10 protein-coding genes are annotated in these 12,673 nt (G+C 60.7%); 1 reads left to right on the top strand and 9 read right to left on the bottom strand.

Features of this window, described 5'->3' with window-relative positions:
* Positions 1-60: 60 nt before the first annotated feature.
* From OKW39_RS38585 to OKW39_RS38570, 4 genes are read right to left on the bottom strand one after another with little or no spacing between them, the layout of a single operon-like run.
* Positions 61-396: a hypothetical protein gene (locus tag OKW39_RS38585; RefSeq protein ID WP_429565045.1), complete on the bottom strand. Its 336-nt coding sequence runs from the start codon at positions 394-396 to the stop codon at positions 61-63.
* A 36-nt stretch (positions 397-432) separates the two neighbouring features.
* Positions 433-1,518 carry a sugar-transfer associated ATP-grasp domain-containing protein gene (locus OKW39_RS38580; protein ID WP_090809186.1) on the bottom strand — a complete coding sequence of 362 codons (1,086 nt, stop codon included), beginning with the start codon at positions 1,516-1,518 and terminating at the stop codon, positions 433-435.
* 2 nt (positions 1,519-1,520) lie between these two features.
* Positions 1,521-2,903 carry an undecaprenyl-phosphate glucose phosphotransferase gene (locus OKW39_RS38575; RefSeq protein WP_090809184.1) on the bottom strand — a complete coding sequence of 461 codons (1,383 nt, stop codon included), beginning with the start codon at positions 2,901-2,903 and terminating at the stop codon, positions 1,521-1,523.
* Between the two features lie 41 nt (positions 2,904-2,944).
* Entirely contained in the window at positions 2,945-4,465 is a 1,521-nt protein-coding gene (locus tag OKW39_RS38570; protein WP_429565044.1) for a mannose-1-phosphate guanylyltransferase/mannose-6-phosphate isomerase, read from the bottom strand.
* Positions 4,466-5,099: 634 nt separating this feature from the next.
* Between OKW39_RS38570 and OKW39_RS38565 the strand changes: the two genes are divergently transcribed.
* Positions 5,100-6,413, top strand: coding sequence for an O-antigen ligase family protein (locus OKW39_RS38565; RefSeq protein ID WP_429565043.1), 1,314 nt, complete (start codon positions 5,100-5,102; stop codon positions 6,411-6,413).
* Here OKW39_RS38565 and OKW39_RS38560 read toward each other — a convergent pair.
* The 5 genes from OKW39_RS38560 to OKW39_RS38540 form a co-directional block, all read right to left on the bottom strand.
* On the bottom strand, positions 6,389-7,579 hold the full coding sequence (locus OKW39_RS38560; protein ID WP_429565042.1) for a glycosyltransferase family 4 protein: 1,191 nt from the start codon (positions 7,577-7,579) through the stop codon (positions 6,389-6,391). The two genes, OKW39_RS38565 and OKW39_RS38560, sit on opposite strands and share 25 nt — an antisense overlap.
* Before the next feature lie 51 nt (positions 7,580-7,630).
* The gene (locus tag OKW39_RS38555) at positions 7,631-8,947 is read right to left on the bottom strand and encodes a lipopolysaccharide biosynthesis protein (protein ID WP_429565041.1); all 1,317 of its coding nucleotides are present in this window, start codon (positions 8,945-8,947) and stop codon (positions 7,631-7,633) included.
* Between the two features lie 16 nt (positions 8,948-8,963).
* Entirely contained in the window at positions 8,964-9,974 is a 1,011-nt protein-coding gene (locus tag OKW39_RS38550; protein WP_429565040.1) for a glycosyltransferase family 2 protein, read from the bottom strand.
* Positions 9,975-10,043: 69 nt separating this feature from the next.
* On the bottom strand, positions 10,044-11,501 hold the full coding sequence (locus tag OKW39_RS38545; RefSeq protein ID WP_429565039.1) for a hypothetical protein: 1,458 nt from the start codon (positions 11,499-11,501) through the stop codon (positions 10,044-10,046).
* Between the two features lie 18 nt (positions 11,502-11,519).
* Complete coding sequence (locus tag OKW39_RS38540) at positions 11,520-12,635, bottom strand: glycosyltransferase family 4 protein (protein ID WP_184064855.1); 1,116 nt, start codon at positions 12,633-12,635, stop codon at positions 11,520-11,522.
* Between the last annotated feature and the right edge of the window lie 38 nt (positions 12,636-12,673).

Genomic DNA, 12,673 nt, shown 5'->3' with positions numbered 1-12,673 from the left:
CCCCGGATAGAAGGCGTGCCTCTGCCGGCCCACATAGCGCGGCGTGCCCATAGCCGCGCTTCACGCATCGTCCTTCCCCGTGCGCGCGATGCTCAGCAGTTCTCTAACGCGTCGCGCGAGATTCGACAACGGGCCGCCGGACCGCGCGACGGCCTGCTGTCTGTGTGGCATACATTGCAGATCGTGCCAGTCGTCATCGAGCACTCTTGCGTGAGCGTCCGCGCCATACGGCCATTCGACCACCACCGCGCGCAAGCGGGCGGCGCGCGAGCTTCTGTCGGCGCGATCGATATACGCATTGATCTGCGACGCCTCGTCCCGCGCCGATTCCTCCGAATCGACGGCAATGAAGTCGTTCAGTCCTTCGATATGGACGCACCATAACTGTTCGCTCATGTCGCGTCTCCTACTACGTTTTTTTGGCCTGCCCGATCAGCCCAGTGACAGCCGTGCAAACTCAGGTTCGGCCCTCAGCCGTTCCCAGTTCAGATCAGCGAAGCACGGGCCTTGCGTCGCCTCGCTGAATTTGACGTCGTTGTGCTTGCCGTTCCACTCCATCACCTTGACCTGGCCGTTCGCGTCGACCGCGAGATCCCAGCCGATGCAGCGCGCAAACGGAATCTTCCTGTGCAGGCGTAGCACGGTGGCCACGCATTTCTCGAAACATGGGATCTTCAGGCCCGCAAAGCGCGCGCCCGAGTCTGGATGCGCATCCACCGCGGCCCAGTCGCTCATATACCCCTCGTCGCACAGTTCGCCCGTTTCGAGTTCGACCGGCACGCATATCTCGCGATCGCTCAGCACATGCGTATCGTCCGCTCTGCCGAGTCGCAAGTAGCAAGCCCGAATGGAAATGCGACCGGCCTCGTCCACCACGGTCGTGAAGCGCAATGTCGCCACCGGCTTCGCAGCAAACGTAGCGAACAGACTGTGCTGGTTGATGAACGTCTGAATCACGCCATTGCCGAGCGACCTGATGACCGCGGGGTCGAAGTTGGCACGGTCGAAGAAGTAGACACCGTTGCCCTGTCCGGAACCGTCGAGCTTGAATACGACGCGTTCGGTATGCTCGAACACGACGTCTGTCAGATCGCGCTCGGGCACCACGACGCCTTTGTCGGTAAAGAACAGCCCATTGGCAAAGTACGCGACGTCCGGCAATTCGTCGCCGTCGAAGATCAGCCGTGAAATCGGCTTGAGGCTCGAAATCTTGCCGTACCAGCCTTGCATTTGCGGCACGACGACGATGCCGTAGTAGTTGTCCGGAATCCAGCCTTCCTTGAAGGTGCCGCAAAACGCGGTATAAACGCGCAGCCAGGGTGCGTAGACCGGGTCGCCGAACACGTCTCGCGCATAGGTGTCCGCGAGCCGCAGTTTGTTCGGATCGGTCTTGCCATACCTGCTTTCGAGTCGCTCCAATATTTTTCTCGCTTGCAAGTCGTGATCGTGGTGAAAGCGGTAAAGCGAGACCCGCTTCGCAGATCGTCTTACTATGTTTTCAACTCCGGATAGCATCATGCTCAGTACGCGTTTGGATGATGAAGCCCCTTGAAAATCGTGGCCAGAATGATCTTCATGTCGAGCCAGAACGACCAGTTGCGCAGGTAGTACAGATCGTGTGCGACGCGGCCCTCCATCTTTTCCAGACGATCGGTTTCGCCGCGATAGCCGTTGATTTGCGCCCAGCCGGTAATGCCGGGTTTGATCCGATAACGGTGGATATAGCCCGATACGATGTTCTGATAGAGATCGTCGTGTTCGAGCGCATGCGGGCGCGGCCCCACCACCGACATATCGCCGCGCAGCACGTTGAAGAACTGCGGCAGTTCGTCGAGACTCGTGCGGCGCAGGAACGCGCCGACGGTCGTGATGCGTGGATCGTCGCGCGTGGCCTGTTCGAGAATGCCCGGCTTCTGCTCGTGCAGGCGCATCGTGCGGAACTTGTAGATCGTAAATACGCGGCCGTCGGCGCCTTTGCGACGCTGCGTGAAGAACACCGGCCCGCGCGAACTCAGTTTGACGGCGATCGCGCAGCCCAGCAGTATCGGCGAGATCGCGATCAACGCGACGAGCGCGAACAGACGATCGAACAGGTCTTTTTGCACCAACGCCTTCGGCGGCAGCGGCGACGCGGCAAGATTGATCGTCGGCAAGCCGAGCAACTCGGTCATGCTGCCTTCGAACAGCGCAAGCGAGCGCACGTCGGGCATGAAGCGCACATTGATCAGGTCGTTGCGAAACTCCGCCACCAGCTTGAGAATCGCGCGCTCCTCGGTGAGCGGCAGCGCCAGCCACACTTCGCCGATCTGCTGTTCGCGCACGTAGCGAGCGAACGCACCCTGTTCTTCGAAGACCTGCACCGACGAGCGCGGCGGAATGCAGCAGCCGGGGTGCAGGTTATACAGCGCATTCGCGCGAAAGCCGGCCGCGGGCGACGTCTCGATCTTATGGATGATCTCGTCGCAATGTTCGCCGCACGCCGCCACCGCGACCTGCTGCAAGTTCATCCCCGCATGACGCATGCGCCCAAGCAACGCATGCGTGACCAGCCGGCCGGCCATCATTGCCGCGCCCGAAATGCCGGTCCAGTACACGAACCAGAGTCGCGACACGAAATCGATCCGGTGCAGCGAGAACATCAGCACCATCGCGCAGGCCTGCACGACGAGCCAGCCGAGCGCCACCTGGCTCGCCAGCACTCTCTTCGAGCGGCCACGCCACGATTGGTAGACGCCGAGCGCCGGAAAGACCGCGAGAGCGAACGCCGCGGCAAAAGCGACGAAGGCGAAATAAAAGCTCCGTTGCGAGCCGCCGTCGAAGCGGATCTGGGAGGCCGCAAATGCCCCAGCCACGATCATCGCGACGTCGAACGCTCTCGCCAGTAGACCAGTCAGCAATCGCATCACAGCCCCCTCATAGGACGTAGCAGGTCGACTCCGTCGCATCAGCCGCAACGCCCGTACTTGTCGTCGAAACGAACGATGTCGTCTTCGCCGAGATAAGTACCCGACTGCACCTCGATGATCTGCAGCGGCACGCGGCCCGGATTTTCGAGCCGATGGCGAACACCCAACGAGATATAGGTCGATTCGTTTTCGCCAAGAAGAAACTGCTCTTCCCCACGCGTGACGTGTGCGGTTCCACACACCACGACCCAATGCTCGGCGCGATGATGATGCATCTGCAACGACAGACGGCCGCCGGGCATCACGACGATGCGCTTCACCTGAAAGCGCTCGCCATGATCGATCGAGTCGTAAAAGCCCCACGGGCGACGCACTTTTCTGTGCGCATCGGCCTCCGGCGACTTCTCGGCCCTGATGCGCGACACGAGTCCCTTGATGTCCTGCACATGCGAGCGATCCGCGACGAGCACCGCGTCGTCGGTTTCGATCACGATCATGTTGTTGGTGCCGACGCAGGCGAGAAGCCTGCCTCCTTGCGAGCGTGCGTAGGTCGCGGTGGCCCCTTCGAACAGCACGCGCCCGCTGGCCGCGTTACCGCAGTCGTCCTTCTCCATCGCTTGCCATACGGCATCCCACGAGCCGAGATCGGACCAGCCTGCTTCGAGCGGCACCACGACGCCGGAAAACGCCGACTCCGGATTGCCAAGCTGTTCCATCACCGCATAGTCGATCGAGTCGGACGGCGAACCCAGGAACCCCTCGGCGTCCGGCATGATGCATTCTTCAGTCTTCTTCGCGTCGCGGTATGCCTGAACGCAGGCCGCGTGCATGTCCGGCTGAAACTGCTCGATGATGGAGAGCCAAACCGACGCTCGCACGACGAAGATGCCGCTATTCCACCAGTAATTGCCCGACGCGACGTACTGGGCCGCGAGTTCCGTCGCGGGCTTCTCGACGAAGCGCTCGATGCGGCGCGCGCCGTCTGGCAACGCGTCGCCGAGCCGGATATAACCGAAGCCCGTGTCGGGCCGTTCGGGCGGTACGCCTAGCGTGACGATCGCGCCGTCGCGCGCATGCCTCGCGGCGATGTCCAGCGCGTGGTGAAGCGCTTCGAGATTCGCGATCGCATGGTCGGCGGGCATTGCGACCAGAATGGCGTCTGCGTCTTCCGCGCATGCCGTCAACGCGGCAAGCGTCAATGCCGGCGCCGTATCGCGACGCGCGGGTTCGACCACGATCCGCGCGTTCACGCCGATCTCACGCGCCTGTTCGTAAGTGGCGAAATAATGCTCGGTTCCGCAGACGATCACGGGATCGGCCGCGACGTTCCATGCGCCATCAAAACCCGCCATGCGCCCCATGGTTGCCTGCAGCAAAGTCTGATTGCCGATCACGTCGATCAGTTGTTTTGGAAACTGTTCGCGCGACACCGGCCACAACCGGGTGCCGGAACCACCGGCGAGAATCACCTGCACGAGCGTCGGCAACTCCGCCTCGGCAGAATCCTGTCGTATCGTTTCGACATCCGCTGCGGCTGCTGCCGCGGTAACCTTGCCCATCGCTCACTCCTTCGCATTGAAACCGGCTCGGGAACGCGTTTCCCTCGAGGACACCGCATAACGCGGTGTGCCGCGATCCACGCAAATACCGTCTGATGTGATTTATGACAGGCGTCCGCGTCAAACGGACCAGACCAGTAGTTCAGTTCGCAGTGAAAGATGCATGCGCCTACGGCGAATCCGGCTCGATCGGGAAGTACGGAAACTGACTGGCCGAATCGCAATGGTCTGCTCGACAACGACGACCGGAAAACGATTGAAACGAAAGATCGAATGCGGCAAACAACCTGCATCGGATCTAGTCGACATCGTGCCCCGATGAATTCATCATAGTTAGACCGCATTGCGACGCAGCCCATCTGGCGCGAAGCGCGGAAGTTTTGGCGGTGCTCGCGGACTTGATTTAACAAGCTTGCGAACGAGCTTGCACTTCTATTGCAGGGCGCACGATGGAAATAAGCAGCGACACGTGCTACCGTTTAATGAACGTCCCGTGGCATTCATGTCAAAGATAAACAGCGGTGTGATGCCCGCGCGGCCCACACTGTGAGCTTTCCGCCGTTCCCAATCTCGCCATCATCCAGCGCATGGGCACAACGCTAACCGGCGCGCCATTCGTTTTTCTGGAGTTGCAATGGCCTATATTTCGCTAGTCGCACTTTTCCTGACGGTCACGAATTTCGTGCCCATCAGTGCGATCGGCTTTGTCCCGTTGCTATTGCTGGCATGGCGCTTTTACGGCCGCAGTTATCCCGCATTCATCGCGCCGCTTACCGCTTTCACGGTGCTCGCGACGGTCTCGACGCTGCTCTATGATCCGCAGTCGTTCCTCGAGTTCGACTTTTATCGGCGCGACGGCAATTTTTTCATTTCCTATGCGCCCATTTTTGCCGGTTTCGTGTATGCGCACCGCTGGGATCTGCACAAGGTACTGCGTGCGCTGTTCATTTTCGCGGTCGTCATCAATCTGCCGATGTACGTCTACTACATCGCCACGAACGGGCTGTTCAGCATCTTCGTTAATCCGGCCGACAGTTTCGGCAGCTACTTCATTGCGCGCAACGCAGCCGGCGGCTTCCTGGCGATGCTGTTCTGTCTCGGCGTAGCGTGCTACCTGCAAAAACGCAGCAAGCTGCTGATCGCGCTGCTCGCCTGCAATGTGCTGATGCTGTTTTCGACCTACAGCCGTGGCTCGCTGCTTGGCGCGGCGGCCGTTCTGCCCTATCTGTACTTTGGCCGCAAGCGCTGGATTCTCGGCACGCTGATAGCCGTGCTGCTGCTAGCCTCGGTCGCCGTCGCGATCTACCATACCCAGCCGAACGTCGACTACATGGGCTATACGTTCGCGATTCACGCCAATGACGCCAAGGTCAACAACCTCGACATTCGCTACGAGTGGTTGTGGCCGAGAGCGCTCGCGTATTTCGTGCAAAGCCCGCTTGTCGGTCTCGGCTTCGGCTCCTTCGACGACCACATCGGCAGCCTCACCTCGTACTTCCATCTGTTCGCGGTGCCGTCCGACATAGTGATCGAGCACAGCGACTCGCACGCTCACAACTCGTATCTGAATATCCTCGCCGAGCTCGGCGTAGTGGGCTTGACGCTGATCCTCGCGTTCTTCTGGAGACTGATCGAGTGGAGCAGGCAGGGGGCGGCGTATGCCGCGTTGGTCGAGGGCGGCCGCCAGTTCGCGGCGTTCCGCTTCGTGGAGATTTCGTCGGTTTGCCTGCTGGTGATGTCGGCAACCGAGCATCGGCTCGTTTCGCCGTCGAATGTATTGATTCTTTCTCTGGTGATCTCGCTGCTGCTAGCCGCGCGTCCGCTGGCGGCCACCGCATTCAGGCCCGGCCCGCGCGCAGCGCGCAAGGCGGGCAACGTGGGCACGCGAGCTGCACAGCCCGTACCCCAGCCCCAGCGCCCGACTCAGGGCGTAACGTCGGCAAGATGACGTTCTTCGGCCGGCAGCGACTGACTCGGCGCATAGGGAAGAAACTGTTCGACGCACGCATACGGGAGCCGCGCGTCGACGAAGCCCATCAGGGCCTTCTTGAAGTTCTCCGACGAAAACCGCTCGGCATTCTTGCGGCACACGCGTGCGTCGAATAGGGCTGCGTTGCTCTCGAACCGGGTAACGGCTTCGAGCAACGACGCGGTGCTTTGCTCACCGAAGAAAACCCCGGTGGGTCGCTCTAGCGGCAATCCCACCACCGATTCAAGCGCGCCACCGCGGCCGAAGGCGATCACCGGCGTGCCGCATGCCTGCGCTTCGACCACCGAAATGCCGAAGTCTTCTTCCGCCGCGAACACGAACGCGCGCGCGCGCCGCAAATGATCGACCAGCACGTCGGACGGCTGATGCCCGAGAATCTGGACATTGTCGCCGGCCACCGCTTTGATCTTCTTCATCTCGGGACCGTCGCCGATCACGACCAGCTTGCGTTCAGGCGATTGCGAAAAGGCCTGAACGATCAGATCGATACGCTTATAAGGCACCATCCGCGACGCCGTCACGTAGAAATCCTCTTTCTCCGTACCAATAGGCATGTTCACCAGATCGACTGGCGGATAGATCACGGTCGATTCGCGCTGATAGGCCTTTCTGATACGCCGCGCAATGAACTGAGAATTCGCGACGAGATGATCGACGCCGTTCGCGGAGCGCGAATCCCAGCCTCGAATGTAATGAAGCAGCACGCGCGCCAACGCGGAGCGCAGCCCTGTGTCGAGATGGGATTCACGCAGGTACTGATGTTGCAGATCCCACGCATAGCGGATCGGCGAATGAATGTAGCTGATATGCATCTGGTTCGGCCCGGTCAACACGCCTTTCGCGACCGCGTGCGAACTCGAAATGACGAGATCGTAGCCTGACAGATCCACCTGCTCGATCGCAATCGGCATCAACGGTAGATAGGCGCGGTATCGTCTTCGCGCAAACGGCATCTTCTGGATGAATGACGTGTTGACGGACTTCCCCTTCACGCAATCGCGGTCTTCGAGAAAATCGACAATCGAAAAGACGTCCGCATCCGGGAAGCACTCGATGATGTTCTTCAATACTTTCTCGGCGCCGCCGGACACTACCAGCCAATCGTGAACAATAGCGACTTTCACTTCGACCTCCTGTGACAATCCACCCAAACTCCCACACACTCACGCGCCACTTCAATCGTCCTTTGCGCCGCCCGCCTGCGTACTCAGCCCGCACACCACCCGCACCCGCTCGAGCGCACGCTCGGCGCCCGGCAACAGCCCGACCAGCTCGAGGCGAATCAACACGCTGAGCAGCGTCACCGACAGCGCCGCTTCGCCGATCACCCGAGCAGAGGCCATGCCAATCGCGCCAAAACGCGGCGCGAGAACGAGCGCCGCTGTGAGATTGACCAGCGCCGAGGCGACGCCGGCAATCGCGAGCACCCGGTCTCTCCTGCGCGGCACGAATACATAGAGCGCGACGAACTCGTTGAAAGCCGCGAACGGGAACATCCATGCAAACACCTGCAACACGTGCACGCTCGGCTCGAACGCGGCGCCGAGAATCAGCGGCAACACGAAAGGCGACAGCGTCAACGCGCCGCACAGCACGAGCACGCCATAGCCGAGCAGCAAGATGGCGCCGCGCCGCGTCGTGACATGCGCGCCCGCCTTGTCGCCCTGCGCGAGTTGCCGGCTTATCGTCGGAATAAAGACTTGCGCCGCGGGGGCCATCAGACTCAGTCCGATCGTCGCGAAACGCTCGGCCGCGCCGAAATAGCCTACCTCCGCGGGCGTCGAGAACAAGGTCAGCAAATACGTCGACGATGCCGTCAGCACGACGGAGCCGGACGAATAGCAGAACAGCATCGTCGACCGGCGCACGAGCGGCAGGACGCCGGCAAACGCCAGCCGCGGCCAGCCGAGTTGCCACGTCGTCAAACCGTAGGCAATGATCAAGGAGGCGATACCCGCAATCAGCAAACTCGCCAACACCCATACGGCATCGTTCGGTCCTTTGACGAGAGTCAGCACCAGCACGAGACTCAGCGCGAAGCCGAACACTTCGATCATGATCGGCGTTCGAATGTGTTGCCGCCCCTGAAACAGCCAGCCGAGATTGCATGCCGACACGATACCTAGCAAGGTCGCGAGCAGGCCGATCAGCGGCCGCTCCGACAGTAACGGTGAACAGAACGTCGCAATGATGCCGATGCCCGCGCCGATCATGGCGAGTGTCAGCCGCGCGCTGACATGCAGCGAATAGATCGCATTGCATTCCTGGGTCGACTGCGCTTTCGCCACCTCGCGCATGCCGACGAAGGTAAAGCCGAAGCCGACGAGCATCCATATCACGTTCATCAGCGACATCGACGCGAGTACCCGGCCGTATTCGGCCACGCCGAGCACCCGGCCATAGAACGGCACGACGATCATGAGGTACACGTACCTCATGAAATAACCGGCGTAAACAAATACGATCAGGTTGGCGCTCGTTCGTCTATCCATGCCGTCCTCCTTCGCCTCAGCGTCTTGCGACGCGACGGCGCGCGAGCGGGTTCGCGATATAACGCACCGCGAAATCCGACAGCGGCGAATAAGGCACGAGACACAGGCTCGACAGTACGAGCGTGCCGAGCTTCTTCTTCAGGCTCCAGAACGGATTTGCAATGATCGTGTGCAGATAGTTGCGCGAATCGAGGATCATCCAATGCCAACGCCGGAACAGGGTCGCGCGATAAACGGAAGAGCAGAATGTCGCCTTCTCGTGTGAGAAGTCGAGAAATGTTGCCGGTAGTTCTATGTCGAGCCGATCTTTGGCGATATTGCGCAGAATGGCCCAGCGCATGTTGAACGCGCGCGGTGCTTTCGTCAGTTGTTCCGAGTTCGCGAACGACACCGTTTCACTGCCCGCGTTATGCACCCGGTAGCCACCTAGCGACTTCGACACGGTAGCGATCGGTCCAGCCAGCGCGACGCCATAGATCGCATAAAAGTCCGCGCCATAGCGATTCACGCCCTCTTCGGGAACCGGGAAGATCTGCTTGAGCGCGCTCACCCGGTAAGCATTGCCAGACGCGGGCGGGGACGGATAGAGCCACCCGCCGCGCAGCAGCCTGCCGCAGTCGTGTGGCGGCTCGCTATTCGGCACATAGGCGCCCGTCAATGCGCCTTCGTTGTCCATCACGTCGAGCCGGAATTGCACCTTGGCCCACTCGCCGCCCTCGAAAAAGCGCATGACTTCGGTAACCGCGGATGGGTACAGCACGTCATCGGAATCGAGAAGGATCACATACTCGGTGGTGAGCGACGCGATTGCATAGTTGTAGGCGGATACTTGCCCGCCGTTTTTCTTGCACAACGTCAGTACGCGATCGCCATAGCTTTCGATGATCGCGCGCGAACCGTCGGTCGAGCCATCGTCGACGACCATGACGGTGGTCGCCGGATAATCCTGCGCGAGCGCCGAGTCGATCGCCGCGGCCAGATAGTGCTCGTAGTTGTAGTTGCAAATCGCAATGGTGACCTGCTTCATGATGTGTCAACGCTATCCGTCAGGTTCGATCCGCCGGCTCCCGGCGGTCGTCATGCTCGCGAAATATCGCTATGCCACTGCCTGCGTCACACGACGCACCACGAGATAAGCCAGATGTTTGGGCGGATTATTACCAGCGCCGTTCACCTGGTCGGGTACCTTGAATCGCACGTTCATCAAATCGTCGTCCCAACTCGATGCAACCTTGTCCGGTGCGCTCGCCTCGCCGCTCAGCGCATCGATGAAATCGACCTGCACCGCGTGGGAGCGCAGCGGCTGCAGCCCGCCGATGGAAATGTTCTGCCAGCCCGCGCTGCTGCTCACCTGCATCACGAGGTCGTTGCCGGAAAGCAAGGCATTTGCAGCAACACCCGGACCGCATTGCAGCGGCTTCGAAAAACTCGCCAGATGCCCACCCGCTGTTTGATGCAACACGACCAAGCTTCGACCGGAAACGTTGTAGGTTCGTTCAGGCGGGCCGGGATGCGTGAGACGAAAAGGTTCATAGCCGTCCCAGTGATAGATCATCGACAGGTACTTGTTCGGGTCGTCCCAATTCCTGCCGAGCGCCCACACCGCGAAGTCGAAGAAATAACGCGGCAAATAGTGCGGGTCTTTCATGTACTCGTTGCCGATCTCCGTTTGCCAGATGCCGCGCGCGGGACCGTTCTTCACATATCGCTGGTACAGCGATTCCATATCGGCAACCGGCAAGTAGTGCGTGTCGATGTAGTCGACCCAATCGAGCATGCGCTCTTTCAAGACCGGACTGCGATATTCGAGCCAGCGGCGGAAGTTATCGAGGCCGCCCTGGTCCGGCCAGCCGCCATACACCACATACGCGCGATAACTGCGAATGATGCGGGCCGCCGGAATATGAATCCGCTCGACGTAATCCTGCATCGCGCGTTCGTACGGTTTCGAGCGTTTTTCGTCCTTGCTGAACTCCGGGCCGTGCCAGAACACGGACTGAGGCAAGCCGCCGGACAATTTGCCGGCCGCCTCGTTCCAAACCTGGAAATAGCGCAGGTTATAAGGCGGCGCCGAATACTTGCGCACCACCGCGTCGACATACTGCTTCCATACATCCACGTCGACGGGTGCCGAATTGCTGTCACCCGGCACAGTCGCATTCCATCTCGGCGTATAGCCGAGCATCAACAGCGAACCGATTCCATTGCGTTCGTTTCGCAACAGTGCCGACGGCAGATCGATATCGAACGCCGAGCTCGTTTTGTCGATGCGCATCGCCTCGCCGGGCCGATCAGGTTGACCAGGGCCGACCGTGTCACGGCCCCAGCTAATGCCCATCGCTCGCCACATCTCGATGTCGGCTTCCGATCCGGCCCAGCCGTTCGTGCCGATCAGATCGGTCATCATGCGGGCGCGCGCGTTCGCGGGCGCTGGGTCCGGTACCAATGCGAGAGCGGGCCTGAGAGTCGACAACGGCGCGGCCGCACCCGCCGCCAACGCGGCGAGTGTGCGCAATGCACGTCTTCTGCCAGCACGGGTCTTCATGCGATCCATGTTCGTGCCCACCCATCGCTAGCTCGCGGACGCGCGCGGCGTCAGTTCGGGCAGCCGCTCGCCAGTCTTGACATCGAGGATTTCGAGCACCGTTTGCGCCGCGCGCTCCCAGCGAAACTCGCGCGCATGCAGCAGCCCCGCGCTGCGATAACGTTGGCGAAGATCGGCGTCGCTCATCATCTGCGCGATCTTTGCGGCGATGTCGTCCGCGGAGGTCGCGTCGCAGTACATTGCGGCATCGCCGCATGCTTCGGGTATCGACGTGCGCGCCGACGCGATCACCGGACAGCCGCAATACATCGCTTCCAGAGGCGGCAGGCCGAAACCTTCGTATAACGACGGAAACACGAGGCAGCCAGCGCTCTCGTACAGTGCCTTCAACTCCGCGTCCGACACGAAACCTGCCCACACGACCTGCCGCGAATGCACAGGATGCTCGACGCCTGCACCGCTGAAGATGCGCGGATACTGTTTTCCCACGATGACGAATTTGACGTCGCGCAGATGCCCGAGCCGCACGATCGCATCGAGCACGCCGCGCAGATTCTTGCGCGGATCGAGACTGCCGACGATCACGCAATAGGCGTCCTTGTTCAATTCGAGCCGTTGCAGCACCGATGGGTCGGCAACGATCCGGTCGAAATGATCCGCGCCGGGCGCCACCACTTTCACACGCGATTCGTCGATTTTCAGGTGATGGCAGATACGCATTTTCGAAAACGTCGAGACCGTCAGAACGATCGGATGCGTGCGCGGCAAGAGCGCGAAACAGATGCGATACCAGAGCCGGAATTTCCTCGAAAAGCCTTGTGGCATGTCAAGGACGGCCATGTCGTGAACCATCACGACCTGACTGTGCTTGAACAGCGGGTTCGTATTGCACAAACTCAGCAGCGTGATGCCGCGTGCGGCGATTGGCAGCGTGATCTGCTCCCACAGCGTGCCGCGCAGCCACGGAAAGCGCCGTTGCGGTTTGAGCAGCGCCCCCGGCTCGACGGCGTTTTGCGGCACGAACACTTCCGGTTCATCACCGGGCGCGGCGCGCATCTGCATGGCCCGCGTCAGCTCATACGCAACGCGTTGAACCCCCGTGATGGACTGAGAAGTAAACTTTCCGTTGATTGCAAAGGCCATCTGGTTCTCCGTTTTACGCCATCGCGAACGCGCTTTAC

The organism is Paraburkholderia sp. MM6662-R1, from assembly GCF_050436245.1.
Classification (GTDB): domain Bacteria; phylum Pseudomonadota; class Gammaproteobacteria; order Burkholderiales; family Burkholderiaceae; genus Paraburkholderia; species Paraburkholderia tuberum.
This window is presented reverse-complemented; position numbering and strand designations above follow the sequence as displayed.